Source organism: Marinarcus sediminis (SeqCode), assembly GCF_048571275.1.
In the GTDB taxonomy this organism is placed as follows: Bacteria; Campylobacterota; Campylobacteria; order Campylobacterales; family Arcobacteraceae; genus Marinarcus; species Marinarcus sediminis.
In genome coordinates, this window is the sequence record NZ_CP182357.1 from 1,882,125 (window position 1) to 1,908,475 (window position 26,351).

Annotated in this window: 34 protein-coding genes and 1 riboswitch; of the genes, 27 read left to right on the forward strand and 7 right to left on the reverse strand. The window is 31.5% G+C overall.

Translation table 11 applies throughout. The features are described from left to right. The first annotated feature begins 68 nt into the window (after nt 1-68). The 14 genes from ACNI3C_RS09450 to ACNI3C_RS09515 all read left to right on the forward strand — a co-directional run bounded on the left by ACNI3C_RS09450 (nt 69) and on the right by ACNI3C_RS09515 (nt 10,188). Entirely contained in the window at nt 69-305 is a 237-nt protein-coding gene (locus ACNI3C_RS09450) for a CopG family transcriptional regulator (protein WP_419769559.1), read from the forward strand. Further along, complete coding sequence (locus ACNI3C_RS09455; RefSeq protein ID WP_419769560.1) at nt 271-567, forward strand: type II toxin-antitoxin system RelE family toxin; 297 nt, start codon at nt 271-273, stop codon at nt 565-567. The genes ACNI3C_RS09450 and ACNI3C_RS09455 overlap by 35 nt, the downstream gene beginning before the upstream one ends. A gap of 75 nt (nt 568-642) precedes the next feature. Beyond that, nucleotides 643-1,323, forward strand: a complete 681-nt coding sequence (locus ACNI3C_RS09460; RefSeq protein ID WP_419769561.1) for a class I SAM-dependent methyltransferase — start codon at nt 643-645, stop codon at nt 1,321-1,323. 97 nt (nt 1,324-1,420) lie between these two features. Then, nucleotides 1,421-2,188 carry a hypothetical protein gene (locus tag ACNI3C_RS09465; protein WP_419769562.1) on the forward strand — a complete coding sequence of 256 codons (768 nt, stop codon included), beginning with the start codon at nt 1,421-1,423 and terminating at the stop codon, nt 2,186-2,188. A gap of 154 nt (nt 2,189-2,342) precedes the next feature. After that, nucleotides 2,343-2,831: a hypothetical protein gene (locus ACNI3C_RS09470; RefSeq protein WP_419769563.1), complete on the forward strand. Its 489-nt coding sequence runs from the start codon at nt 2,343-2,345 to the stop codon at nt 2,829-2,831. A gap of 24 nt (nt 2,832-2,855) precedes the next feature. Beyond that, nucleotides 2,856-3,308, forward strand: a complete 453-nt coding sequence (locus ACNI3C_RS09475; protein WP_013135849.1) for a carboxymuconolactone decarboxylase family protein — start codon at nt 2,856-2,858, stop codon at nt 3,306-3,308. A gap of 83 nt (nt 3,309-3,391) precedes the next feature. Beyond that, a complete protein-coding gene (locus ACNI3C_RS09480; RefSeq protein ID WP_419769564.1) occupies nt 3,392-3,808 on the forward strand; it encodes a hypothetical protein in 417 nt (138 codons plus the stop codon). A gap of 122 nt (nt 3,809-3,930) precedes the next feature. Continuing rightward, on the forward strand, nt 3,931-4,077 hold the full coding sequence (locus ACNI3C_RS09485) for a hypothetical protein (protein ID WP_419769565.1): 147 nt from the start codon (nt 3,931-3,933) through the stop codon (nt 4,075-4,077). A gap of 222 nt (nt 4,078-4,299) precedes the next feature. Further along, nucleotides 4,300-5,091 carry a PhzF family phenazine biosynthesis protein gene (locus ACNI3C_RS09490; protein WP_419769566.1) on the forward strand — a complete coding sequence of 264 codons (792 nt, stop codon included), beginning with the start codon at nt 4,300-4,302 and terminating at the stop codon, nt 5,089-5,091. A 285-nt stretch (nt 5,092-5,376) separates the two neighbouring features. Beyond that, the gene (locus ACNI3C_RS09495; RefSeq protein WP_419769567.1) at nt 5,377-7,641 is read left to right on the forward strand and encodes a methyl-accepting chemotaxis protein; all 2,265 of its coding nucleotides are present in this window, start codon (nt 5,377-5,379) and stop codon (nt 7,639-7,641) included. Nucleotides 7,642-7,888: 247 nt separating this feature from the next. Continuing rightward, nucleotides 7,889-8,503 carry a hypothetical protein gene (locus ACNI3C_RS09500; RefSeq protein ID WP_419769568.1) on the forward strand — a complete coding sequence of 205 codons (615 nt, stop codon included), beginning with the start codon at nt 7,889-7,891 and terminating at the stop codon, nt 8,501-8,503. An 83-nt stretch (nt 8,504-8,586) separates the two neighbouring features. Then, complete coding sequence (locus ACNI3C_RS09505; RefSeq protein ID WP_419769569.1) at nt 8,587-8,976, forward strand: rhodanese-like domain-containing protein; 390 nt, start codon at nt 8,587-8,589, stop codon at nt 8,974-8,976. A 385-nt stretch (nt 8,977-9,361) separates the two neighbouring features. Continuing rightward, the gene (gene arsN2, locus ACNI3C_RS09510) at nt 9,362-9,802 is read left to right on the forward strand and encodes an arsenic resistance N-acetyltransferase ArsN2 (RefSeq protein ID WP_419769570.1); all 441 of its coding nucleotides are present in this window, start codon (nt 9,362-9,364) and stop codon (nt 9,800-9,802) included. A gap of 68 nt (nt 9,803-9,870) precedes the next feature. Beyond that, on the forward strand, nt 9,871-10,188 hold the full coding sequence (locus ACNI3C_RS09515; RefSeq protein ID WP_419769571.1) for an antibiotic biosynthesis monooxygenase family protein: 318 nt from the start codon (nt 9,871-9,873) through the stop codon (nt 10,186-10,188). 82 nt (nt 10,189-10,270) lie between these two features. Here ACNI3C_RS09515 and ACNI3C_RS09520 read toward each other — a convergent pair whose 3' ends face one another. Further along, nucleotides 10,271-10,438 (reverse strand): hypothetical protein, encoded by a 168-nt coding sequence (locus tag ACNI3C_RS09520; protein WP_419769572.1) that lies wholly within the window; start codon nt 10,436-10,438, stop codon nt 10,271-10,273. Further along, nucleotides 10,431-10,808: a hypothetical protein gene (locus tag ACNI3C_RS09525; RefSeq protein WP_419769573.1), complete on the reverse strand. Its 378-nt coding sequence runs from the start codon at nt 10,806-10,808 to the stop codon at nt 10,431-10,433. The genes ACNI3C_RS09520 and ACNI3C_RS09525 overlap by 8 nt, the downstream gene beginning before the upstream one ends. Nucleotides 10,809-11,141: 333 nt before the next feature. Here ACNI3C_RS09525 and ACNI3C_RS09530 point away from each other — a divergent pair, with 333 nt between their 5' ends. Then, on the forward strand, nt 11,142-13,475 hold the full coding sequence (locus ACNI3C_RS09530) for a putative bifunctional diguanylate cyclase/phosphodiesterase (protein WP_419769574.1): 2,334 nt from the start codon (nt 11,142-11,144) through the stop codon (nt 13,473-13,475). A 45-nt stretch (nt 13,476-13,520) separates the two neighbouring features. Here ACNI3C_RS09530 and ACNI3C_RS09535 read toward each other — a convergent pair whose 3' ends face one another. Further along, nucleotides 13,521-15,017 (reverse strand): ATP-binding protein, encoded by a 1,497-nt coding sequence (locus ACNI3C_RS09535; RefSeq protein WP_419769575.1) that lies wholly within the window; start codon nt 15,015-15,017, stop codon nt 13,521-13,523. Beyond that, nucleotides 15,018-15,839: a phosphate/phosphite/phosphonate ABC transporter substrate-binding protein gene (locus tag ACNI3C_RS09540; protein WP_419769576.1), complete on the reverse strand. Its 822-nt coding sequence runs from the start codon at nt 15,837-15,839 to the stop codon at nt 15,018-15,020. It abuts the gene before it with no gap. A gap of 254 nt (nt 15,840-16,093) precedes the next feature. Here ACNI3C_RS09540 and pnuC point away from each other — a divergent pair, with 254 nt between their 5' ends. The 4 genes from pnuC (at nt 16,094) to ACNI3C_RS09560 (ending at nt 18,411) form a co-directional block, all read left to right on the forward strand. Next, nucleotides 16,094-16,672 carry a nicotinamide riboside transporter PnuC gene (gene pnuC, locus ACNI3C_RS09545; protein WP_419771454.1) on the forward strand — a complete coding sequence of 193 codons (579 nt, stop codon included), beginning with the start codon at nt 16,094-16,096 and terminating at the stop codon, nt 16,670-16,672. After that, nucleotides 16,644-17,414, forward strand: a complete 771-nt coding sequence (locus ACNI3C_RS09550) for a phosphotransferase (RefSeq protein ID WP_419769577.1) — start codon at nt 16,644-16,646, stop codon at nt 17,412-17,414. The genes pnuC and ACNI3C_RS09550 overlap by 29 nt, the downstream gene beginning before the upstream one ends. Nucleotides 17,415-17,644: 230 nt before the next feature. After that, nucleotides 17,645-18,091 (forward strand): hypothetical protein, encoded by a 447-nt coding sequence (locus ACNI3C_RS09555; protein ID WP_419769578.1) that lies wholly within the window; start codon nt 17,645-17,647, stop codon nt 18,089-18,091. Nucleotides 18,092-18,264: 173 nt separating this feature from the next. Further along, nucleotides 18,265-18,411 carry a hypothetical protein gene (locus ACNI3C_RS09560; protein WP_419769579.1) on the forward strand — a complete coding sequence of 49 codons (147 nt, stop codon included), beginning with the start codon at nt 18,265-18,267 and terminating at the stop codon, nt 18,409-18,411. A gap of 35 nt (nt 18,412-18,446) precedes the next feature. On the opposite strand, the gene ACNI3C_RS09565 is transcribed toward ACNI3C_RS09560, so the two are convergent. After that, nucleotides 18,447-19,094, reverse strand: a complete 648-nt coding sequence (locus tag ACNI3C_RS09565) for a COG3415 family protein (protein WP_419769580.1) — start codon at nt 19,092-19,094, stop codon at nt 18,447-18,449. 335 nt (nt 19,095-19,429) lie between these two features. Here ACNI3C_RS09565 and ACNI3C_RS09570 point away from each other — a divergent pair, with 335 nt between their 5' ends. The 3 genes from ACNI3C_RS09570 to ACNI3C_RS09580 all read left to right on the forward strand — a co-directional run bounded on the left by ACNI3C_RS09570 (nt 19,430) and on the right by ACNI3C_RS09580 (nt 21,354). Beyond that, nucleotides 19,430-20,080: a LysE family translocator gene (locus tag ACNI3C_RS09570; RefSeq protein ID WP_419769581.1), complete on the forward strand. Its 651-nt coding sequence runs from the start codon at nt 19,430-19,432 to the stop codon at nt 20,078-20,080. A gap of 163 nt (nt 20,081-20,243) precedes the next feature. Continuing rightward, nucleotides 20,244-20,771 carry a hypothetical protein gene (locus ACNI3C_RS09575; RefSeq protein ID WP_419769582.1) on the forward strand — a complete coding sequence of 176 codons (528 nt, stop codon included), beginning with the start codon at nt 20,244-20,246 and terminating at the stop codon, nt 20,769-20,771. 16 nt (nt 20,772-20,787) lie between these two features. Beyond that, nucleotides 20,788-21,354 (forward strand): pentapeptide repeat-containing protein, encoded by a 567-nt coding sequence (locus ACNI3C_RS09580; RefSeq protein WP_419769583.1) that lies wholly within the window; start codon nt 20,788-20,790, stop codon nt 21,352-21,354. 22 nt (nt 21,355-21,376) lie between these two features. Here the strand turns inward: ACNI3C_RS09580 and ACNI3C_RS09585 are convergent, their stop codons facing one another. Further along, entirely contained in the window at nt 21,377-22,420 is a 1,044-nt protein-coding gene (locus tag ACNI3C_RS09585) for an SPM autocatalytic domain-containing protein (protein ID WP_419769584.1), read from the reverse strand. Nucleotides 22,421-22,603: 183 nt separating this feature from the next. Next, nucleotides 22,604-22,745: riboswitch (FMN riboswitch) on the forward strand. 91 nt (nt 22,746-22,836) lie between these two features. On the opposite strand from ACNI3C_RS09585, the gene ribB reads away from it, so the two are divergent. The 3 genes from ribB to ACNI3C_RS09600 all read left to right on the forward strand — a co-directional run bounded on the left by ribB (nt 22,837) and on the right by ACNI3C_RS09600 (nt 24,327). After that, nucleotides 22,837-23,472, forward strand: a complete 636-nt coding sequence (ribB, locus tag ACNI3C_RS09590; RefSeq protein ID WP_419769585.1) for a 3,4-dihydroxy-2-butanone-4-phosphate synthase — start codon at nt 22,837-22,839, stop codon at nt 23,470-23,472. A 40-nt stretch (nt 23,473-23,512) separates the two neighbouring features. Further along, the gene (locus tag ACNI3C_RS09595; protein WP_419769586.1) at nt 23,513-24,037 is read left to right on the forward strand and encodes an NADPH-dependent FMN reductase; all 525 of its coding nucleotides are present in this window, start codon (nt 23,513-23,515) and stop codon (nt 24,035-24,037) included. Nucleotides 24,038-24,105: 68 nt separating this feature from the next. Continuing rightward, a complete protein-coding gene (locus ACNI3C_RS09600) occupies nt 24,106-24,327 on the forward strand; it encodes a VF530 family protein (protein ID WP_419769587.1) in 222 nt (73 codons plus the stop codon). A gap of 28 nt (nt 24,328-24,355) precedes the next feature. Here the strand turns inward: ACNI3C_RS09600 and ACNI3C_RS09605 are convergent, their stop codons facing one another. Next, complete coding sequence (locus ACNI3C_RS09605; protein ID WP_419769588.1) at nt 24,356-25,312, reverse strand: HD-GYP domain-containing protein; 957 nt, start codon at nt 25,310-25,312, stop codon at nt 24,356-24,358. A gap of 177 nt (nt 25,313-25,489) precedes the next feature. Between ACNI3C_RS09605 and ACNI3C_RS09610 the strand changes: the two genes are divergently transcribed. Both ACNI3C_RS09610 and ACNI3C_RS09615 read left to right on the forward strand, forming a co-directional pair. After that, on the forward strand, nt 25,490-25,912 hold the full coding sequence (locus tag ACNI3C_RS09610) for a bacteriohemerythrin (RefSeq protein WP_419769589.1): 423 nt from the start codon (nt 25,490-25,492) through the stop codon (nt 25,910-25,912). Then, the gene (locus tag ACNI3C_RS09615) at nt 25,912-26,343 is read left to right on the forward strand and encodes an ankyrin repeat domain-containing protein (RefSeq protein ID WP_419769590.1); all 432 of its coding nucleotides are present in this window, start codon (nt 25,912-25,914) and stop codon (nt 26,341-26,343) included. Before ACNI3C_RS09610 ends, ACNI3C_RS09615 begins: the two co-directional genes overlap by 1 nt. Nucleotides 26,344-26,351 lie beyond the last annotated feature (8 nt).

Genomic DNA, 26,351 nt, shown 5'->3' on the forward strand with positions numbered 1-26,351 from the left:
ATAGTAATAAGTTGACAAAATGAATAAAATTGAATATAATAAGTAAGATTAATATTCAAAGGACTTTTATGAAAACAGTTACAATGAGAGTGGATGATTCTGTCTACGATATGATTAAGCTTGCTGCAGAAGGTCAAAAAAGAAATCTTTCTAATTTTATAGAATTTGCAACAGTTCAATATTTAACATCATCTCAGTTTGTTGAAAATGATGAAATGACTGAAATTTTAAAAGATGAAGATTTAGTTAAAAACCTAATGAATGGTTTAGATGACTTTAAAAATGGTGATTACACCATTGTCTAAGTACCAAATTGCTGAAACTAAAACTTTTGAAAAAGTTAAAAAGAAAATAGATAAGAAGTTATATTCAAAAATTAAGAACTTTGTGTATCCTCAACTTAGAGAAAATCCTTTCTATGGTTCTAATATTAAAAAGTTAAAAGATGACCTTGAAGGGTACTACAGATATAGAATTGGAAATTATAGACTCTTTTATCTTATAGAAAATGATAAACTAATTATTGCAGTTGTTGATTTTAAACATAGACAGCAGGCATATGATTAACACATAACAGATACGAGGAGCCAATAATTTACCCTGCGGGCAATTCATCGGCTCATTTTAACGTTAGAGGATAAAATGAAAGATATAAATATACAAGAACATTTCGCAAAACAAGCTTCTGATTATGAAGCATTGATGATAAGATTGGTTCCACAATATTTAGAACAACACAAAATCATATCTAACTTACTACCAAACGATAAAAATAAAAACTATAGAGTATTGGATTTAGGTTGTGGTAATGGTATATTGTCTGAAATTGTTTTAAAAAAACTTCCAAATTCACATATCACTGGATTTGATATTACTACTGAAATGCTAGATGCTTACGAACAAAAAATATCAAAATATACAAAAAACTATGAATTGATCCAAGGGGATTATAAAATAGATTCAATTGGAAAATCATACGATATAATTTTAACAGGTATGACACTACATCATCTAAATTGGGAAGAGAGAAAAGTTTTTTATCAAAAACTTTTTAATAGTGCAAATCAAAATGCAGTTTATATCTCAAATGATATTATCATAGATGAAGATAAAGAGGTTAGAGAAAATCAATATTCTCTTTGGAAACAGTTTATGAAAGAGCAAGGTGAAAACCCAGAGTTTTGGTATGAAAAACATATTGAAAAAGATTTTCCAATTATTTTATCTAATCATTTTGATTGGTTAAAAGAAGTTGGATTTCAACAAAGTGCTTGTTATTGGAGAATGTATAATTTTGCAATAACAAGCACAATTAAATTTTAAAGAACCTCTAACAAAACCTTGGAGAGAAATAAATTACCCTGCGGTTAATTTATTTCTCAACTCAACCGTTATGAGATTAATATAAAGGTAAAAATATATGCAACTAACAGTAAGTAAATTCTTTTTTGATATACCAATTTACACACCAATTGAAATTAATAAAGAAAATGTAACAGAATTCAAAGCAATAGTAGACAAAACAGTATCTTATGAATTTGAAGGATATAATCCTTGGAAACAAGTTGATTCAACTTTTACTGTTACCACAGATTTAATTGGTAGTAACAGTACTTTTACTGGATACGGAATTGTGAAAATAAAATGTAAAAGAACTGATGATATTTTTCACTACTTTATTTATAAGAACCCAAGTACACACATGCTTATGAAAATTGGTCAATATCCCTCTATAGCTGATTTCCATATTTCAGAAATAAAACAATATAAAAAATTGCTATCAACTGATAAATTAAAAGAATTTACACGTGCTATTGGACTAGCTGCTAATGGTGTTGGAATTGGTTCATTTGTTTATCTAAGAAGAATATTTGAGTACTTGATTGAAGATGCTTACACTATGTGTAAAAGTGATGGTACGGTTGATGAAGAGAGTTATAAAAAATCAAGAATGGATCAAAAAATTGGATTATTATCTACTCATTTACCAGATTTTTTAGTAGAACATAAATCTATGTATTCAATTTTAAGTAAAGGAATACATGAGTTAGATGAAAAAACTTGTCTTGACCATTTTGATTCATTAAGAGTTGGTATTGAAATTATTCTTGATGAAAAGTTAGATGAATTAAAGAAAAAAGAAAAGATAGAGCAAGCAAAGAAAAAACTTATGAGCATAAAGGTTTAATTACCATCTCATAACAAATCAGAGGAGGAGAAACAAGGCTACCATGGCGATGGTTCGACCTTTTAAGTGTCGTACTTAGATACTTAAACTAGCAAACTATCAAGCCGTTAAATCGCCCTGTTCCTCACTTTAGGCGTTATGTGGAGAAAGAATAATGCAATTAAGTATGCCAAACGTCCCAACAGATAATTTATATAAATTCATAGCAATTTTTGGGCTCATATTATCTACGAGTCTATTTTTGTATGCCGACTATATGAAAAGTCAAGTTCAACTAGAAATTGTCAAACACGCCAAAGTACAAAATGAGCGTCTTTATGAATTGATTGAAGGTTTTGCTAAAAATAAACCTAACTTAGAGATGGAACTCCTAAAAAGGAAATATCTATATTTACTAGAAATTGAGGGTACAAAACTGATAGTTTCTTCTGAGAATTATGAATTCTATCAAAATGCAAGAAACTATGGTTCACCATTTTTTCTGATCATTAGTATCATAGGATTTATATTATGGTTTTATAAAGTTCAAAGGTATCAAGATAAAATCTTGCAAAAAGAGGCAACACATAACAAATCACGCCACATCAATATGAGACCCGCACGCGTGCCTCATATTGGTGCGTTCAACCGTTATATGCACTAGAAATAAAAATATAAGGAAAGATAAATGACAAGAATAAAACTTTCTAACTATGGTAACTCAGCATTTGAAAAACTTATTGGGCATAATAAAAATATTTTAGATAAATGGAATGAATTAGAAGTAACATTATTTACATCATCTTCATTATCAACTGAATTATTAGAACAAGTTAGAAGAACTATAGCTTTTGAAAATGAATGTGAATATTGTATGGTTAAGGGTGGTAAAGTAGATCCTTATCAAACTGATGAAAAAATAAATCTTGCAATAGCATTTGCACAAATATTTTCAATAAATCATAAAGATATAAGTAATAAACATTTTGAACTATTAAAAGAAGAATTTACAGATAAAGAGATATCAGAACTTTGTACATTTATTAGTTTTATTTCTTCTTCTCAAAAATTAGGTAGAATATATAATTTAACAGAAGAGTATCAACAAAATAAAGTTACTTCAATGAAAGAATTAACTTAGCATATAACAAATCATTGGAGAGAAATATTTGACCCTGTGGCTCAAATATTTCTCAACTCAACCGTTATATTTTAGGATAATAAATGAAAATTAACAGGTTATTAACTATCTTAGTTTTAAGTGTGATGGGTGCAGTAAATTTTTATCTTGATCATGAAACTATAAATTTTAATTTTAAAATGCTCTCACTGATAATATTAATAGGTATAGTAACTTCATTACCATCATTAGTCTCATATTTAATATCATTAAAACTAAAATGTATAATCAAAAATATAAATATTTATCAAGTTGCATCAGATTTAATTTTATTAATTAGTTTAGTATTATGGATATTCTTTTTATTTATTCGTGAGCGTCCAGAATTTTATCATGGTGCATCACACTTGTATGTGGCAACATGGCCAATTGTAATTGGATTTTTTGCAATATTTTTGTTTATAATATGTTTATCAATCAATTATATTTTTAATTTTTGGAGTAAACATAACAAATCCTAGAAGTGAACAAGGGTATACTTGCGATACTTTGAATTTCTGAGTTGCGTGTAGTAGCTGAACAAGCAAAAATGATTTTTAAATCCCGTTGTCAAAGTGTTACAAATTATCAATACAACAAGGATGTGGCTGTTATTGAAATCGACTATGTCGGGGAATTTGCATCTGACATCCCTGACGCTCCGAAGGCTGGAGATACAATAAATTTAAAGGGAAAGTCTGAATTTGTATTTAAAGACGGTTCGATTATAAAACTCACGGATATTAGCTAAGGAATCGGCTTTTAAATATTTGTTGTTCCCAATGTGGCTACGCCATGCTAGACAGCACAGTGTTATGCAAAAAGGTATCAATACAAAGAGATTTTCATAAATGAAAATTAATATTCTGATATTAAATTATAAAGTCCATAATAAAAATGTAATCACAAATCAGAAGAGCCAATAAATTACCTTGAAACCTCAACTTAAACGTCATCTTAAAAAAGGATTATAATGAAATTAAAGATATATCAAATTGATGCATTTACAGATAAAATATTTACAGGAAATTATGCAGCTGTAGTACTTTTGGAAGAATGGTTATCTACAGAATTAATGCAATCAATTGCAACAGAAAACAATCTCTCAGAAACGGCATTTATAAAAAATACTACTAATAACCGTTATGAAATTCGTTGGTTTTCTCCTCTAAATGAAATTGATTTTTGTGGTCATGCTACGTTAGCTTCTGCTTTTGTTTTATTTGAAGAAAATAACTCACTTAAGAAGATTGAATTTATTGCAAAAGCAGTTGGAAGCCTTAAAGTTACGCAAGAAAAAGACAATTACATTAAAATGGTATTCCCAAACAGAAAACCCAAAGAGCTTTTGGATATTCCTACTGAATTGATAAAAGGATTATCTATTGCTCCAAATGAAGTCCTCTTAAATCAACAAGCTTATTTTGCCATATACAACAATGAAGAAGATGTTTATAAAGTAGAACCAAATCTTGAAGAGTTAAAAAAATTAGCACCTTATGATATTGTTGTTACAGCAAAAAGTGTTGAATATGATTTTATATCAAGATATTTTTGGCCTGCAAATGGTGGGAAAGAGGATCCTGTAACAGGTTCTATTCATACAGGCCTTGCACCTTATTGGGCAGAAAAGTTAAATAAAAATGAGCTAAAAGCTTTTCAAGCTTCAAAAAGAGGTGGTCTTTTACTGTGTTCAGTTTCAGATGAAAGTGTAGTGTTACTTGGTAAAGCCATTAAGTATCTCGAAGGATATATTGAGATTTAATTGATATAAGAGATAATAAAAAATAAAATTTAATAAAACTTGTTGTGCAAAAGATGCACCCGCTTGTTTTTATTTAGGAAATATACATTCTAAAGGTCAAGGCGTTAAAGTTAATTTTTCTCATTTAAAAAAGCTACTTATTCCCTATAATACGCTAAATTTATGATATAGTACAAATATATAGTTTTTAGTTTGATAATATTCTTGTCTTTACTAAATTGTACTTTATACTACTTTGAAATTTATCATAGAGTAAATAAGGTTTTTTATACATAAGGGGAAAAAATGAAAAAGGGGCTAAGTTTTTCAAAACGTCTGTTTTTAAGTATTATGGGAGTAGTTTTAGTTTCATCAGCGATTTCTACATATTTAATACAAGATAAGTCATTTAAAAACAGTAAAGAAACTGCTGAGTTATATATGGACAGTATTGCAGATATTAATGTTCAAAAATCAAAAGATTTATTAAATAAAGCGGTTGTTATTTCTCGTGGATTTGCTTCATATTTTGAAGTTGCATTGAAAAATAAACAAAATCTTAAAAAAGAAGATATTAGAGAAGTAATGAAAAACATGCTTCTGAAAAATACGGAAGTATTTGGACTATGGGTAGAGATAAATGGGGGAATATTATTTAAAACCGATTCAACATTGGCAAATATAGATGGACATGATAAAGATGGAAGATTTGCACCTTTTATTGTAAATGTGGATGGTAAAATAAGTGTACTTCCTGGTGCAGATGAAAACTATCCAGATAGACCATGGGTAGATGGACCAAGAGAATCTGGAAAAGAGTTTATTACTAAACCATATTTTTATCCAATAAATGGTGTTCAAACATTGATAACAGCTGCGGCACATCCAGTATATTATAACGGTGAATTTATTGGTACTGTTGGGGTTGATATAGCTTTAAAGAAAATGTCTGAGAGAATAAGAGACCTTAAAATATTTAAAAATGGTTATGCAAGTTTAATTACACAAGAGGGTACCATTGTTGGATATCCAGATTTAAAACTTTTAAGCAAAAATATAAACGAGATTACAAAAAATAAATTTCTTCTTGATTTACCTAAAAAACTGTATGAGAATAAAGAGCTAATTTACAAAGAGATAGATGAGAGAACTAATCTTATGTCTGAGTTTATTGCAATCCCTTTTCAAATTGAAAGAACGGGTGTTTTTTGGGGTTTAATATTATCTGTTCCTATAGAAGAGTATCTGGAAAGCACCATTTATATTAAATGGTTTTCAATCATTTCAGGTATTATCAGTTTTGTTTTAATTGGTATTGTTATTGCTTTTAATACAAGAGTTTTAGATAGAAATTTAAAAAATATCACAAATGGATTGAGCTCTTTTTTTAGCTATTTAAATAAAGAAACATCATCGACCGAACAAATTAAAATCAATTCTAACGATGAATTTGGCGTCATGTCGAAACAGATTAATGAGAATATATCAACTATTAAAATTAAATTAGATGAAGATGTTGCTTTAATTGATGAAGTTAAAGATGTTGTTGAGCATGTAAAAGAGGGTAGAATTAAACAAACTATTACTAAAAATTCAAAAGATGAAAGTTTAAATGAGCTTAAAGTTATTATTAATGAAATGCTTGAAATTTTGTCTGTAAATATCAGTGATGATTTAAATAAAATATTAGATGCACTGAATTCATATCAAAATTTAGATTTTAGACATAGAATTCAAAATGATACAGGAAAAGTAGAGAAAGGCTTAAATAATTTTGCAAATATAATAAACGAAATGCTTGTTGAAAATAAAAAAACAGGTTTAGTTCTTGCCAAAAGCAGTAAAGTACTGCTTGAAAATGTAAATGTTTTAAATAAAAATTCAAATACTTCAGCAGCTTCTTTAGAAGAGACAGCAGCTTCTTTGGAAGAGATTACCTGTAATATTAAGCAAAATACTACAAACGTTCTAAAGATGGCAGATTATGCTAAAGAATTAACTAGCTCTGCAAATGAAGGTAAAAGTTTAGCCGAAGAAACAGTTACTTCAATGAATGAAATTGATAATCAAGTTTCTGCTATTAGTGAGGCTATTGCTGTTATTGATCAAATTGCATTTCAAACAAATATATTGTCTTTAAATGCAGCAGTTGAAGCAGCAACAGCAGGAGAAGCTGGAAAAGGATTTGCCGTTGTTGCACAAGAAGTAAGAAATTTAGCTTCAAGAAGTGCTGAATCTGCAAATGAAATTAAATCTTTAGTTGAATCTGCAATAAATAAAACGAACAATGGAAAAGAGATTGCTACAAGAATGATAGATGGTTACCAAGGTTTAAATGGGAATATTTTAAAAACCATTGAGCTTATTTCAGAAGTAGAAGTTGCAACAAAAGAACAACAATCTGGAATTGAACAAATTAATGATGCTGTCAATTCATTAGATGCTAAAACTCAAGAAAATGCAAATATTTCAAATCAAACAAAAACTGTTGCAGATGAAACAGACGGCATAGCTAAAGTGATTGTAAAAAATGTAGATGAAAAAGAGTTTATTGGGAAAGATGATATTTAATCATAAATCTATACCCAATGGAAAACAAAAAGATTTTTTAACTTCAAAAATTCTGGGCAGGCTATATAGTTAATTATATATAGTGTTCCCAGATTTTATCCCTTTTAACATATATAATGCATGTTAAAGTTCAATATATCAATATAAAATATTCATAAAAGTATAACTACAACAATATATACTAAACGAGCAGATTTAAGTACTTTATTTATATAATGTACAATCAATGAATAGTTGGGAATATTTTATGAAAAAAATCGCAATATTTTTATTTGTTTTCTTTATGGTAAATCTTTGCCATGCTAACGAGATGCAAAAGTTTGGCAAACAAATGTCATATTTTTATTTAAACTCAACGGAAAAAAATTATATTGAGTTTCAAAAAAGAGCATCAAGTTTTGAACAACAACTAAAGTCTTCAAAAAGACACACTGATACTATAGTTGCCTTAATGATAGCTCGAATTTCTGAAAAATACAATTGGTCTATTCAAGACACATTTTTAAAAAAACAAGCACTTGAAATTCTTCAAGGAAAATCGAGGTTAGCAAAGTTTATAAATGATGATAATGCTGTAAATCCAACTAAACTCGATATGTGGTGGGCAAGTTATTTTGCTACTGGTGATGAAAAATATTTACATAAAATACTGTTATATGCTGGTGAAGAGTTACCTGGAAAAGATAACGTTTCTAAATTACTAATTATAGGTGCTGCTACATGGTCATTCAAATCAAATTGCAAACAACACAAATCTGTACGAGATTTTGCTTTGAAAATGAGCAATGATAGCTCATTATCTATGAAAAAAAGAGCGTATCTATTAAAGGTAGTTGAGTTTGCAGACAAGGCACACTCCTAACAAATCACTGGAGCCAATAAATTACCCTGCGGGCAATTCATTGGCTCATTTTAAACGTTAAACACGTAAAAGAAGGAAAGCTAATGAACCAAGTTGAATTTTATGAAGCAAAATTAGGGTACGAAATGGATTCGTGGGATTTATCAGAAGCATTGAAAAATGGTGAAAATTTAGTTATTGTAGATACCCGTGCAAATGAGGTATATGAAATAGAACATATTCCATCTGCAATTAGCATACCTCACAGAACTATGTCTGAGAAAACAACTAAAAACTTGGATAGAACTAAGCTATATATTACTTATTGCGATGGAATCGGTTGTAATGCATCTACAAAAGGTGCGTTAAAATTAGCTACACTAGGTTTTAATGTTAAGGAATTATTAGGAGGGTTAGATTGGTGGAAAAGAGACGGTTATACGACTGATGGTAAAAATGGAACTGAAGGTAAAACAATTGTTTGTGGTTGCTAAGCGATCTACGTATAACAAATCATTGGAGAGAAATAAATTACCCTGCGGTTAATTTATTTCTCAACTAAAAGTTAATCGTGACAGAACATATAAATTGACCGACTTTCCCAATGTTGTTCAGACTTACAGCTCCTTGGAATTATGAGTCCAAAAGAACTTATTGGTCGAAATCCATGTTAACCTTTGGCAAAATCTGCAGAAATTTTCTGACGAAAGCTTTTTAAACTCTTCAACTTTTTTGAGTATATAATTTTTTTGTATCCTATTGTTGGGATGAGCATATATTTAATAAAACAACATTTATGACGTTATTTATATCATTAATTTAAGATTTTTATATATATAATTTATGATTAATACACCGTCAGTGTTTAGGGAGAATTTTATGGAACAAATTGCTTATAGCCAAGAAGTTAGGGATCTCTTGGTTGCTTGTGACTTGCCAGTTGCTGATTTGTTAGATAATGGGGATGTCTGTTTTTTTGGCTTTCGTCAAGAGAGTGAGCTTTTGGGTGTCATAGGGGTTGAGGTACGAGGTGATTACGGACTTCTTCGTTCACTCGCGATTTCTGCAGCACATAGAGGTAATGGTCTTGGACAGAAACTTGTAAGATTTTCAGAAGAGTGGGCAACTCGTTTTAATCTAAAAGCGTTATATCTTCTTACGACTACGGCTAATGGTTTCTTTGAAAAATTGGGCTACGAGAAGTTACCTCGTTCTAAGGCTCCAAGCGCCATCATTGAGACTCAGCAATTTTTGAGTTTATGCCCAGATTCATCGATTTTTATGGGTAAAGGGCTTGGTGCTAACCAAGTATTGCACTGAACGAGCCAGTGAATGAAGCGTTAGGCACTGTATAGGAAAATAATGCAAATGGGAAAAAAGGATTAAAAATGTCTCTTATCGCTGATACACCAAAACCTCCTTACTACGCAGTGATTTTTACATCTCACCGTACTGAAGGGGATAATGGTTATGACCAAATGGCGAATCGAATGATTGAATTGGCTTTAAAACAACCCGGTTTTTTAGGGATAGAGTCTGCAAGAGAGGATGTTGGAATTACCGTTTCATATTGGTCTGACCTTGAGTCCATCAAACAGTGGAAAGCAAATACGCAACATCAAGAAGCTCAAATGCTTGGACACCAAAAATGGTATTCATCATTCAAAACTCGTATATCGAAGGTAGAACGTGATTACGGCATTTAATTACTCAGAATAATTTCCTGCTGTTTTGGCGTTATTATTTGAGCTTATTTTTTAACTTCTGACAACAATTATGCGCATCAAATTATATTAATATCCATTGTTTCATATGATTATTTGTTTGATAATTGTTTGATATTGAGAAATTGGAGTTTTCCGTTTGTCGTGTTGAAAAGAGCTCTTCGTAACTCTCTCTTTGTGATTTAAACAGATTTTTAAAATCATCAAGCGTAATGTTTGTTCGCTTATTCAAAAGCTTTTTTTTCATGTTGTTTAAAGAGTTCATTTAGTCCATTAGAGTTGTTTATGCTTTTTATCTCTTTCATATAATCTTTCATTTTTTGTTTTGCTTCTTCTAACTCTTTTTCTGATTTGTTGTTTCTCTCTTCTTGAGATAAGCTTTGAGTGGCAAATGCATTGAGTATGGTTTCAAAGAGTTTTCTATGTAATAACTCCTTTTCACTCAGTTGAGAATCAGGAATATATTCAGAGGGTAAGCTGGCGTTAATATCATCGTTTTGTTCTAATGAGTTCACGTTGTTTGATTTTTCTAAAACGGCCTCTTTAGAGATGGTTTGTGAAATATCATTGTAAATTTGTTGGCTTAAGTGATTGATTAACATCTTTACTTCTTAAACTTATTTTAAGAATTGTATAATTATATTGCTTTATATTCACTTAATGATTATACAAAAATGTCATTTATAATGAATTAAATTATTAATTAATAACATTATGGAAACAGTTGTCACTATTCAGATACCTAAGTAAAAAAAGAGCCGATTTTTATATGAAATTTTGCTAAAATTGAGTCTCTAAAAGAATTGATGATGTAATGATATTAAGGTTATTTTTTATAAAATATACTGCCAGATGGCTAAGTATTAGATTATAAAAAGAAAAGAGCAGGAAGAAAAAACATTCATCCTGTTTAAATTATAAAAGAGTCAAATAACATGATTGAACAAGATGAAATAATGACAAATACGAATTTAACGGATTTTCCCCCTAAATTGTGGAAACGTTTGTTGATTATTGTGTTTGGTCTGCTTGCATTTATAAGTTATGTTGCTTTGGTATCTTTTAACCTTATTCAAGCCAAAGAGCGAGAGTTAGAAACCGCTCATGAGCAACAAACAAGTTTGTCTAAGATTCTTGTCAGTCATGCTGAAGCAACGTTAAAAAAAATTGATACAGCCCTTTTATCCGTACAGTTACAACTCTCTGGAAAATCAGAGAAACTTCGACCTGAACCTTTAGAAATGAACGCAATATTGGCTTCACACCTTGCCTTGATTGGTGAATCTCAAAGTTTACGTGTAGCCAATGCACAAGGGCGATTTATTTATGACGCCAGTGGTATTTTGCACTCTGCAACAATTAATGATAGAGACTATTTTTTACGTAATCGTGCCAACACTCATGGAGAATTGGTCATATCAAAACCCTTATTTGCGCGAATTACTCACAATTGGGTTGTGACGTTAAGTCGTCCGATAACCGATGAAAAAGGAGAGTTTGCTGGTTTAATTCAAGCAGCTGTTCGAGCTGAATATTTTCAAAATATGTATGCTTCCCTTGATATGGGTGCAACTCGCAGTATTACACTATTTGATGATAAATTGCGTATGTTAGCCCGTTTCCCAGCCAAAGATGAACAGTTGGGAAGACCAATTAACAGCTCATTCTTACGTGATTTTATTAAAAATGCTGAGACAGAAAAAAACTATACAACTATATCCGCCGTGGATGGTATTGAACGGCATTATATGACTCGAAAAGTAGGGGAATACCCTCTTTATATTGTGGTAGGACATACAACAGAAGATCAATTATCTCAATGGTATCAAGAACTTTATTGGAGTATTGCTGGCGTAGTTGTCTTAGGGGGAGCATTGTTTGGTTTGATAATTGTTTGGTTAAACAGTTATGACTCAGCACTTGCCCTTGCGAAACGTATGACATCAGCTTATAAAGAGACGGTTGAGCGTATTCAGCATATTGCGGAACACGATTCTTTGACTGATTTACCTAACCGTATTTTTCTAGAACAGCATATGACATCCATCATTGCAAAAACAATTGGTCGTCGAGTGGAACTTGTATTGATGTTTTTGGATTTGGATCATTTTAAAGATGTTAATGATACATTAGGACATGCAGTAGGGGATAAACTTTTAATTCAAGTGGCAGAACGTTTACAAAAAAACCTTAATGAAGAGGATACAATCAGTCGAGAAGGGGGTGATGAATTTACGGTTTTATTAAAAGGATATTCCAGTCTTGCTCATGTGGCTGAAACGGCAAAGCGCTTAATTGAGGCTATCAAACAACCTTTTTTAGTAGACAACCACGAATTTATGATTTCAGCCAGTATTGGTATCAGTGTGTATCCTCAAGATGGTGCTGATATTATGACGCTATTAAAGAACGCAGATACAGCCATGTATCAAGCCAAAAGCGATGGTGGAGGGAAATTTCATTTCTTTAATGAAGAGATGAATACCAGAGTTCTTAATCGTGTTGCTATGATTACTAACCTAAGACAAGCACTGGAACATGATGAATTTGTATTGCATTATCAGCCACAAGTAGATGGTGTGAGTGGACGTATAATCGGTGTTGAAGCATTGATTCGTTGGTATCATCCAGAGCAAGGCATTATTCCTCCATTACAATTTATTCCTGCAGCAGAAGAGAGTGGGTTAATCAATGTTATTGGCGATTGGGTACTCAAACAAGCATGTACTCAATTAAAACAGTGGATGGACTTAGGGTTACGGGAAATCACGATGGCAGTCAATATTTCAGCGGTTCAATTGCGTCAATCTGATTTTATGATAAAAGTTCTTGATGCGATGAGCCAATCCAAAATCCCAGCACACTGCTTGGAATTAGAAATTACAGAAAGTGCACTCATTCGAGATACACAACGAATTGTCAGTATGTTAGAAGAGCTTAGAGATAATGGAATACGCCTCTCAGTTGATGATTTTGGAACGGGGTACTCAAGTTTTGGATATTTGAAAAATCTCCCTTTTGACAAAATTAAGATAGACCAATCTTTTGTGCGAGAGCTTCCAGAAAGTGAAAATGATGCGTCAATCATTCAAGCCATTATTGGCGTTGCGAACAGTTTGAAAATGGAACTTATCGCTGAGGGAGTAGAGACTCAAAAACAACGTGAATTTTTATTGAATCAAAAATGTCAACAGATGCAAGGGTATTACTTTGGGAAACCTGTATCGGCATCTGAAATGGAAGAGTTATTACGACAAGGCATAGAGTAAAATCATTGGGGTTGAAATACCTATTTTTAGTCTATATCTAAGAGATTATATTGGTAAAATAATAAAGAATTTTGCACCTGTATACATTTTATTATTAAATTCGATATTCTCATTTTTAACAACAATTTGCCCTGAAAAATGTTCACGAATGATTTTTGAACTCATATACAATCCAATGCCTGTACCTTGACTTTTATGTTTTGTTGTAAAATATGGGTCAAATATTTTGTCAATTATATCTTTATGAATTCCACCTCCATTATCTTGTATGGTAATGGTTATTTTGCTGTTTTCTTTGAAAAATTTTACCTCTATTACTTTTTGATCTATGTGGTTTTCATTTAATATATCTTTTGCATTGTTCAGAATGTTGATAAAAACTTGAGCCAACTCATTGATGACACCATGAAGAAACAATTCATCTTCAGAAGGGGTAATATTGAGCGTAATATAATGGTTTTTCAAAGATGCTAAGACAATATCCAAAGATTTATTTAACGCAGTTTCAATGCTAAAGTACTCTTTTTTAGTGCTGTGATCTTTGATATAATCTCTAAAATCATCAATGGTATTACTCAAGTAAGTCGCATATTTTATCACACTGTCTGACGTCTTTTCAATCTCTTTATCTTCTAAAAGATTTAACTCTTTTTTGAGTTTTAAACTGCTCATTTGAACCGTAATTGCATTTAAAGGTTGTCGCCATTGATGGGCAATGTTATTGAGCATTTCACCTATGATTGCCATTCTTGATTGATGTTTAAGAAGGATATCTTGTTCATGATTTTTCTCAACTTGTGATTTTAATTTTTGAGATAAATTTTTTTCTTTTTTATTTAAATATTTCAAATCGATGATGTTTTTTTCTATATTTTTTGCCATAAGATTAAAAGACTTTTGCAGTTCAAATGTCTCTTTACTGTCGCCCAAATTGATTCTTTGTGAGTAATCTCCATGGGCAATGGCATCTGCACTGTGGGTTAATTGAACCAGATTTTTTATAATCCATTTACTGACAGTTATAAGGAAAAATGCCGAGAGGAGCAGTTCTATTAACGCAATAATAATGCTTCGAATAATCATCTCTTTTTTGGCTTGAATATAAAACTTGGTAGAAAGACCCAAATAGACTTTTCCTAATGATTGAGAAAAGAGTGTAATGGGAATATTGGTATCGAATCTTCCATCTTCAAGGGAGTTTTTACTAAAAGGGTCTGCTTCTTTTTGTGGTAAATTTGAACAATCATCCCATCCAACAGTTGTTACACAATTATTTTGATTATCTATAACGGCCAAATAATCTATGGTTTGAATTTTTTTGGTCTCTTTTAATATGGCATCAATTGTTGCATAATCCATTTGAACAAGAGGTGCAACTAAGGCACTTTTTAATAATATTTCTTGTTCTCTTAATCTGATATTTGTTTGAGTTGATAAGTTTGTTTCGAGTTGATTTACATTTTTTATTACCATTAAGGTAAGCATCAAACTCTCAATAAATAAACTGGCAATTACCCATTTCCAAGATAAAGATAATCTCATCTATTTATATAACCTCTTCATTGTTTTTTCTACAATTGAGTTAAGGTTATTTAAGTCTTTTGGATTGATTTTTTTGAAGCCTTCAAGTTTTGTGATTTCCAAGTGTTTTTTCCCTTCAGGAGATTTTGAAAAAGCATCCAATGCTGTTTCCCACTCTTTTAAAGTAATGCCATCAGTAGTTTTTGCTAAGTATATTCTGCTTGGCTTTGGATTACTTTGATATATGACATGAACTGAGTCTTTGTTTTTCTTTGTGATGAGTTTGATATAATTTGGCAAAGACATAATGATCATATCGGCATTATTGTTTAAAAGTATAGATATTGAACTGTCTGTTGCACTGGTATAGGTATAGTTGACTTTCCCTCCATCTTCAAACCCTTTTTTTTCTAACCATTCTTGCGCATCTAAGGTGGGGAAAGAGACGGGATCTAATCCAATCACATGAAGTGGCAGTTTTTTGCTTTCTAATATACTTTCATTGGTTGCTAAAAGAATGGTTGAAAGACCTTTGGTATAAGTCATTATAGGAGTATATCCCCCTAATCTTTGAGCTAGAACGGCTAAATTTGGTGAGGTTAAAATTAAATCATAATAGGTTCCCGTGTTTGAACGTTTTGTAAATTCACTGAAGTTTTTTGCCGTTAAAATTTGAACAGATCGTTTAAAGTAATTCTCTAAAAAAAGTCTTAAATCTTGGTGCGATTGTAAAATAACTCTTGTTGATGAGTGTGGAGCAATGCCAATTCTAATTGGATTTTCTTTTGCATAAGAAAAACTTGACATAACAAAAATTGCCAAAAGGAATAGTTTGAGTTTCATATTATCTCCACCAAAAAAATGTTACATTATTATAACATAGAATAATATTGTTATTTATTAACTGTTTTTTTCACACAGAAGAGACATTGAAGCACTGAGTATGTATTAATTGAAAATTATAATGTGGATATAACAATAAAATTTATAGAAGTTAAAAAAGATAAAGCTATAATTCTTAGACAAACCGAATTTTATTTTGAAAAGGATATTGTATTTCAGATTTTTTACACAATGCAATTGAGTCTCTTAATGTTATAACAACTTATGAAGCCGTAGCAATGCTTTTAGCAATTGCATATATTTTTCTTGCGATTAAACAAAGTCTTTGGTGTTGGCCTGCAGCGTTTATTTCAACACTGATTTATACCCTTTTATTTTTTGATGTCTCTTTGCTTATGGACTCTTTTTTAAATGCCTATTATCTTATCATGGCACTGTATGGTTGGTACTCATGGAGATATGGGGGGAAACACGAAAATCAAGAGCTTGAAGTGACTACATACGGCGTTGCTAAAAACATGAAAATTATCTTGTTTCTTACACTGCTTTCATTGATAGTTGGTTATCTTATGGCAAATTACACAACGGCTGATTTTGCGTACATGGACTCTTTTACAACACTCTTTGCCCTTTTTGCAACTTACATGCTTGCAAAAAAAGTTTTAGAAAATTGGATTTACTGGATGATTATTGATGCTGTTTCTATTTATATATACATTCAAAAAGGGCTGAATTTGACAGCGGTTTTGTTTGTCATTTATACGGTTTTAGCTTTTGTTGCTTATCAAAAATGGAAAGAAGAGTATGACAATAGAGAAATTAAAAGCGTATAAAATATTTAAAGGTGAAACCCTTTTAAGCCTTAAATTGCTTAAAAATCAAGGTTATTGCAATATAAATTATCGGCTGAAGACATCTCAAAAAAGCTACCTTATACGCACATTTAAACGTGATGAAACGGTCAATATTAACCGTGAATTTGAGTTTAAAACGCAACAAAAAGCGTACAAAAAAAAGCTCGCAGCACAACCTTTGTTTTTAAACAGTGATGAAAACTTCATGGTGTGTGAGTTTTTAAAAGGGAAACATAAAAAAAGTATTTGTATTCAAGAGATAAAACAGTTAGGTAAAATGGTTAAAAAACTGCACAGTATAAAAAGTGATGAAAAACCGTATGATTTTAAAAAAGCATTAATGCCTTATAAAAAGGCTCTTAATAGCCAAGAAGCACGAAAAAGTATTCATATTTGTCAAAGAGAACTTAACTCACTTAACAAACATAAAAAAATATGGGTAACAACACATCATGATTTAAATCCCAGAAATATTCTTTTTCATAAAAAAAGTATCAAATTTATTGATTGGGAATATGCAGGTGTCAATGATGCCTTTTTTGATTTGGCAACGTTATGTTTTGAATTTGGATTCAATAAAAAAGAGGAAAAAGTGCTCTTAAAAAGTTATCAAAACAAAACCAATAAAAAAGATATACATAAGCTTCACTCTTATATGGTTCTTTACAAACATATATGCAAGTTGTGGTTTATGCATTTGGTATCAACGTCACAAAATTAAGCTTTTTTTCAATACAATGCAGTGGTTTAAGAATGATTTCAATTGAGTTTTGCTTGTTCTTATGCTAGGAACAGGTGTGTTATATCGTGTATCGGTAGCTTTATTTGTCGGTATGCCAAGAGAAGCTTAGTTTGGACATTCAAAAGTTTTTTGCAGGCAGTTTTGCTGTGCTTGGTTTAAAACTGGCGTTTAGAGAACGGACATAATATGTCGTTATATCAAGGATCAAAATGGTTTTTCATATCTGTGAGAAAATTATAGCACGAAGAAGATATACACCAATGTATGCAATAGCAATCATAGTTGTTGCATTCATACTGTATGCTTATTTTAATCAAAAAGAGAATACAGATTGGACAATGGTGATTGTATTTTCATCTGTAACAGTGATTACTGCTGGCAGTTTAATATTTGATGCATACAGAGATATTAACAATATGAAACAAACTTCGCTTTACATTACGGCAAATGGAATATGTGTGGATAATCAAAATGAAAATGTTATTCTCCCTTTTGATCGAATAAAAAAAATTAAAACAGTATATAAAAACGGAGAAATTAAAAAACTTATAGTACAAACAAAATTAAATATAACACATGATTATTCAGGATTTGAGAATTTAAATGATTTTAACCATGAGTTAAAAAAAGTTTTAAACAAAGAATTATGGGAATAATAAAGAACAATTCATGGTGAGAATAAATAGGTATTTAGCTACTTAATAGGCACTGCTTAAAAAATAATCTTTATTCATTTAACCTTACAGACAAAATAATCTGCTAAGATAGTTTTAAAGCAGCAAATGGCATTTAGCCCTTAAGATGCCTTATACCTGAAAGAGGAGGATACATGGCCAAAATAAATTACAATTATGAAAAACGTGCTCGAGAGATAGAAAAACAGAAGAAAAAAGAAGAAAAAATTAAGAAAAAAGAAGCACTCAATAAGAGTGAAACAGCGGAAGAGACTTCTGCCCTTGTTGATAAAAAACAATAAAGATATATAGGGAGTAAATCTACTCCCTTTCCAAATTATTTTTTACTTTTTTTACTGCTTTTTTTCTTTGAAACTTTTTTCGCTTTGGGAGATTTGAGTTTTTTAGCTGCTTTGAGTTTTTTCTTTTTGCTCTCTTTTTTCTTTGTCTCTTTTTTACTTTTTTTTACTTTTGGAGAGTCGGTTGTTTTACTCTTTTTAGCCGTTTTTATCTTCTTTTTTTTAGGCTCTTTTTTCTTGGACATTTTTTTTATTTTTGGAACTTTTACTTTTTTCTTTTTTTTAGTTTCCAGTACAATTTGAGGGATTTTCTCTGTGATGGTTTCTTCTGCATTTACAACTTCTATTATGGGTTGGGTATCCACGAGATATTCGTTTTTTATAACTTGGGTATCCTCTGTTGCAGTGATTTCATCTATTTTTTTGATAATATCTGTTACAGGTGTCGTATTCTCTTTTAATACAACAAGTTCAGCAGGGAAAAATGCTATACCTATGGATTTATACTTTGTAAGAACATATCTGACTTGTCCCACACTCAACGTTGAACTCTCAGCTGTTTTAGCATGACTGATTCCTTCATCTAACAACAGTAAAGCTTTTGCTCTTTTTGCATCAATAGAAGTACCTGTTTTAGCAATGTTTTCACATATTGCTTTGTCGTTTTGGCTCAGTAGATTTGACATCGTATTTCCTTAAAATAAGTATTATAGCGCTGTGATAAAATAAGACAATTGTTGCACCTAGAAATGATATATACTATTTGTACATTGAAACTTTCTCGTAAAATAAAAATAAGAAATATCGGATACGGCTATATTATATATCCTAAATACTTAAAAATAGAAATATTTCTTTGTTACCAAAGGGTAACTTTAGAAAAGAGTAGTCGAGCATAATAGAGTCAGATGACTCTTTTTAAGGCTTTAATAGAGATAAAGAGGAGATTATTATTTTCCGTAAATTAAGGCTTTTTTATATAAAATAAATTCTTAAAAATTGAAAAAATAGGAATTGAAATATGGATTGGGCACTCTTTAGTATATTTGTAACAGTAGCAGTTGCTCATTTTCTTGCATTATTAAGTCCAGGACCTGATTTTGTACTTGTTGTTAAAAGTGCTATAAAAAATGGTACTCAAAAGTCAATTGGAGTTGCTGCTGGTATAGCCAGTGCGAATGCTTTGTATATTGCCTTTTGTTTAATTGGCGTGGGTTCATTGTTAGCTGCTTCAGTAATGGTAATGATTGTACTGAAAATTGCTGGTGGTCTTTTCCTTATGTATCTTGCAATTATGGCGTTAAGAGCAAAAAAAATTGATTATAAAAATTTAGAGTTTTCAGAAATAAAAGTGAATCAGCCTGAGAGTACGTTTGTCAAAGAGTTTATTACGGGGTTCATGTCGGGTATTTTAAATCCCAAAAACCTCTTGTTTTATTTGAGTTTATTTACGGTTGTTTTGACAAATGAGATTAACTTAGGGTTTAAAGTATTGCTTGGTATTTGGATGACATTGGTTGTTTTTTTCTGGGATGTGTCGGTGATTTATCTTTTGTCACGAGATAAAGTACGTCGTAAATTCTCCCATTTAGCGTATTATATTGACAAATGTACGGGCGCTATTTTAGGTTTAATTGGTTTCTCAATTGTAAAATCAGCGTTGAGTAAATAATCAATGTTCTTGTGAATATAAAAACAAGAAGAAATATCTTTTTTAAAGAATTTTTACCAACCCCAAAAAGAGTAAAACACTCCTCAAAAACAAATGGCAGTTACAAGTTAAAATAAGGATGGTGTGATACAATACGAGTAAATTTATTAAATAAGGTTATTTTATGAAAAAAATATTACTTGGATTACTTATACTCATTATTCTGGCAACGGCTGTGCTTTTCTTTTTGAAAGGGAAAGATACTTATGCCAATCATCAATCTTCTGCATCGTTGAGTGATGGAATCAATGTTGGTTCAACCATTACTTACACACTTCCCGATCAATTTGGTATGTCTCACTCTTTAGATGACTCTGTGAAAACACTTATTTTAGTTTTTGCTAAAAATACGGGTCATACTGTCAAAGCTTATCTTGGGACACAAAGTGTGGATTATTTGGCACTGCATCATGCAGCTTTTGTTGCTGATATCAGTCCTATGCCTGTGGTCATACGTAATACTTTTGCTCTGCCTGATTTGAAAACTCAACCCTACAGTGTGAATCTTATTCTTGATAAAACGATTGCTGATTCTTTGAAAAAAGGTGCAAAAACGGATGTGATTAATATTGTTACACTCAATAATAAACAAGTGCAAAAAATTGAATACGTTGAAAGTGCTCAAGCACTCAAAGCAATCATTGAACGGTAGAGTTTAACACTGTACCATGTTTAAGACAGATGATTATTGGGAAGAAGAGTTTGTTGAATATAATGAAAAAGAGTTAGACTCAATTTATTTTGATAACTGTACGTTTTTAAGATGCGATTTTTCAAAAAGTTTGATACAAAATTCAAAATTTACTGAGTGTAAGTTTGTTCATTGTGATTTATCTTTGGCTGTGTTGAAAAATTGTGTTTTCAATGACGTTACTTTTGAGAACTCAAAACTTTTGGGTATCTCTTGGCGTGGTTGTGAAGAGCCTTTTGAAGTGCAATTTGATGCTTGCAATATTTCACAAAACTCTTTTCATCTTTTAGATTTACGGCAAATAAAGTTCGTGAACTCACTCATACGAGATACGGGTTTTGAAGAGTGCAATTTAGAGCGAGCTCTCTTTGATAACTGTAACTTAGAGCAGAGTGTTTTCATCAAAAATAATTTGAAAAAAGCCAATTTTGAAACTTCTAAAAACTATCTTATAGACCCTAAACAAAATGATTTAGAAAAAGCCCAGTTTTCACTGCCTGAAGCTCTGAGTTTTTTAAGTTTGCTTCCTATAAAAATAAAATGATCTTTTGACTTAAGCCTTTACGTTATGCCACGACATCAATTGAGTTAACGATACCTATTCCAGAACCATCCTCTTTCACAAAAACACCATTGCTTTTTTGTACTGCCTCGGTTTGATCGATGGCACTTTGGTATTTGAACCCGCTTTGTACATCACCTAAGTATATTGCACCGACATTGCCATTAAGTAGTGAGACCAAAGAGTGTTTGCCATTTTCATCAATACTCCAGATTTTGAGTTTGTCAAAAATGGTGTCGTTTTCATCTATCCAATTGTTTTGATCACTGTCATATTGCGCCAGTTCTGCAAAACCATTGTTGGTACTTGGTCCAAACAGTTCACTGCCATTGTCAATTTTCCCATTTTCATTTTTATCCAAAGCTAAAAATCCCGCACCTTGTTTGAGTTGAGGAATCATCTCTGTGCTTCCATCATTGTCTAAGTCAAATGCAAAGTGTAACTTACTGATATTTTCAAAAGGGTTAATATCTTCCCCATAATTAATGACTAATGGGTCAATAAAATTCTCATCGCCAATTATCATTTGAGTACTTTTTGATTGATAGAGTTCTTGTGAGAATGAGAGGTCAATGTTCATATCATAGCTTTTATTTGGTGTTTGAATTTTCACAGAAGCAGAAAAATCTACGGTTTGCTTTTGGTAATATTGTTCTTGTGTAGTAAAGACCATGGCTTTAAGTTCACTTTGAGTGGAGTGTTTACTGTAAGGATTCTTCAAGTACTCAGAATTGCTATTATGGTAAGGCGTAGAGCTCTTAGTCGGATGTATTTGAATAACAGTTTTGTTACCATAAAGCCGACCTAAAAGTATCTCAATTATCAATTTTTTGATACGGTCTTCGTTGCTGAGATTATCAGTGTATTCATAGACTGCACGTTTATATTGAATGGTGTTTGAATACGAAGATTGCATATTTAAAACAGTATCAACATTATTCTCATTGTTTTTTTCTCCATAATGGAGTTGTACGGATGTTCGTTGAGAGTGTTGAAAGGTAAATTGAGTTTGAGAGTAGAGACCTACTTGAGAATTTTCTATGACCATCATCAATCCTTTTTAAACTAAATATAAGAATTGTAGTATAAAATTAAATAATTGTCAATATTATTTTTTGAGAATTTCAGACTCTTGATAAATGGAGAAATTAAAAAACGTTATACGATAGAATTTACGATACATCTTTTTTATAATCTTTAGCTAATCATAGTTTAGCTAGAATTTTTGAAATTTATTTCTCAGGGCAAGGTGAAATTCCTTACTGGTGGTAACTGTTAATAACAGAAGTCCACGAGCGCTTTATGTATAAAGGTCAGCAGATTTGGTGCAAATCCAAAACCAACCGTTAAAGTCGGGATGGAAGAGAAAATAATATATCTTTTTATTGTTAAATTATTAGGATAATATTGCTTTTAGCATAGCCCTGATTCAATAAGTTTTACTTAAAATAAAGGTATAACACAATGAATCAAAACCGTAGAGATGGTGATTTTAAATCGAAAGTTAACAGTGCTCTTGAAGCTTTACAAAAAGGTCAAGGGGTTATTGTTGTCGATGATTATGACAGAGAAAACGAAGCAGATATGATTTTTTCTGCACAAAATTTGACAAAAGAACAGATGGCGCTTTTAATAAGAGAGGGCAGTGGTATTGTCTGCTTATGTTTGACTAAAGAAAAAGTTGATGAACTTCAACTTCCCATGATGGTTCAGGACAATCATTCCAAGTTTCAAACGGCATTTACTGTTTCCATAGAGTCCAAAGATAATGTTACAACGGGTGTATCTGCGCAAGACAGAGTAACAACCATTCAATCTGCCATTTCAGATGATGGCATCTTTAAAATTGTCTCTCCCGGACATGTATTTCCATTAAAAGCCAATGAAAGAGGGGTCTTAGGACGAGCAGGGCATACTGAAGCCAGTATTGATTTGATGAAATTAGCGCAGTTAAATCCCTATGCAGTTTTATGTGAAATCACAAATCCTGATGGAACAATGGCAAAAAAAGATGAAATTATAGAATTTTCTGCAAAAAACTCTTTACCAATTGTCAGTGTTCAAGATATAATTAACTACAGAAAAGAGCGTATGAAATAGTTTTCTGATAAATCAATCAAAATAACATTAAGGGGTTCTTATGAAAATTTTAGCTTTTGCCGCAAGTAACAGCTCAACTTCAATCAATAAACAGCTTGTGACGTATGCCACAACACTTATAGACAATGCCGATGTCGAGATATTGGATTTAAATGATTATGAACTTCCTTTATACAGTGAAGACAGAAACAAAGAGTTGGGAGAACCGGCGTTAGCAAAACAGTTTTTAGACAAAATTGCCTCTTGTGATGCGCTTATTATCTCATTTGCAGAGCATAATTTATCTTACAGTGTGGCATATAAAAACATTTTTGATTGGGCTTCACGAATTGAGCGTAATGTGTTTGCTCACAAACCGATGGTCATGCTTTCAACTTCACCTGGTGCCAGAGGTGGGTTGAGTGTATTGGAACAAGCGCTTAAAAATGCTTCTTTTTTTACAGGTGATGTTAAAGCAAGTTTTTCCGTTCCCAACTTTTACGAAAATTTTGACATGGAAAAACAAGTCATTAGCAATGAAGCGATAAAAAAAGGTTTAATTACTGCACTTAATGCTTTGTCTTGAGTTTATGTTAACAGTAAATCAATGGAAACTTAACTATAATTTCCAGAATAAAAGAAAAAGAAGAGAGAATGGACAATAACAGCAATAACCCTATGCACGGCATTAAACTTGAAGATATTATTAACACCTTAGTGGAACATTATGGCTGGGAAGAGTTGGGGAAACGCATCAATATTAAGTGTTTTAATATCAATCCCAGTCTCAAATCAAGTTTGACTTTTTTAAGAAAAACCCCTTGGGCACGAACCAAGGTTGAGAAATTGTATCTCTCTTTGAAAAAAAAGATATAACAACAGTTAAAAAGAGCAGTAAAAGAGTCTATTTTATTGCTTGACACCCCATAAAACTTACAAATTTATTTAAAAGTTTTTCACTTAAGTCTTTTTTCATCTCGCCAAACATGATACCAAACGCTTCATATGTGCTCATTCTCTCTTTGTATGAACGTCTTGTTGTTAGGGCATTAAAAACATCACAAATGCTCACTATCTTTGCCAAATCGTTGATTTGATCCTCTTTTAAGCCTTTGGGGTAACCTGTTCCATCACATTTTTCATGGTGTTCACCAATGGCTCTTAGCAGAATCTCATCACACTCATTTAACTCTTCTAAAATTGTTACACTTAATGAGGGATGTTTTTTCACTTCATCAAACTCTTCTGGGGTGAGTTTCCCATTTTTAGTGATGATATTGTGGTCAATAAATTTTTTCCCAATATCGTGCATCATGGCAGCTTTACCCAAACGAATCAGCGTGGCTTCATCAAATCCCAAATAGGCACCAAACCCAATGGCATAACTTGCCACATCAATGCAATGGGTGTAGGTATAGTAGTCATAAGAAGTTGTTTTAAGCATCGAGTACATCGCTTTGGTATCCGATAGTATTAATTTTATTGAGCTTTTAACCGTCGTATCAACATCATGAAGTATTTCAGTCGTAATGTTGTGATTAAAAAGGTAATACATGGTTGCTGATGCTATCTCATTGATAAAAAGTGTTTTGTTATCTAAAGGAATGGTTTCGTCATCTAAGAGTGTGTTGATATTGTTTTGTATATAACTTTGATAGAGCGTTCGATCTTCTGTTTTTATAAAAAGAGCAGAACACTTTTCATCAACACATAAAGAGGCTTTGCTCTGTATCAAGGGGGTCTCTTTTTCTAAAAAAAGAGAAAAGAGTTCTTTATCCATCTGCTTGTAAATAGTAAACGCATAAGATTCCCCTTGTACCAAAATCTCTTTGGATATGGGTCTGAAATTTTCTGTTTGCATGAGGATTACTCTTCCTTGTAAATATATAGTAACAAATTGTACTTTAAATCAAAAGATAAACAATGAAATGTGACATATGATTCATTTCTTTAAGTTTTCTATAAGCAAAAGGTTGTTTTTTATGTTTATGGTATAAAAATTGCATTGACATTTATACTTACAGAACAAAGGCTTATTATGAATGCATTAAAAGAAACTCAAACTCTATACAAAGCGTTTGAGAAAGAGAAACATCAGTTAAATAATCCCATTATGGATGAGTTGCATCAAGAGTTTTTAGATATTTATAACAGTGTTGATAGCAGGTCAACAAAAAGTTTACAGGATAAATTGACAGTGTTATTGGCTCACAGTAAAAAACATTTTTTTCAAGAAGAACAGCTTATGGATACCTATGGGTATCTTACAAGCAAAGAGCACAAAGAGGAGCATAATAAAGTTTTAGCAGAGATGCAATACTTTTTGAATTTAAGTCAATCTGTTTTTGGGCAAAAGATGCTGAAAGCTTATTATATGGAGAAAATTCCTTCATGGTTTGATTTGCATTTGTTGAGTATGGACAGTGACTTGGCACATTTTTTAAAACAAAAGAGCGCATAATGTTAAGCCAAAGTACAAAACAGTGGATGAGTGAAAATGAGTACGATATTGAGTCTATTGATAAAGTAGGGAAATATGGTAACACAGCACTCATGAAAGCAGTACGTGAAGGTCGTTCGGATATTACCAAAGAACTTCTTGAAGCTGGTGCTGCCTTGGAGATAAGAAACATTGATGGCAATACCGCTTTATGGAATGCCAGTTTTGGACAAGATTATGAGTGTGTTAAACTGCTTGTGGAAGCGGGCATTGAACTTGACTCTAAAAATGATAATGGGGTCACGGCTTTGATGTATTGTGCAAGTGCAGGTAAAACCGATATGGTTAAACTGCTTTTAGAGTATAAAGCGAATAAAGAGATCACTAATTTGGACGATTTCAAAGCCATCGATTTAGCGGCAAATGCACAAATATATCGATTGTTAAAGTAGGAGCAGAT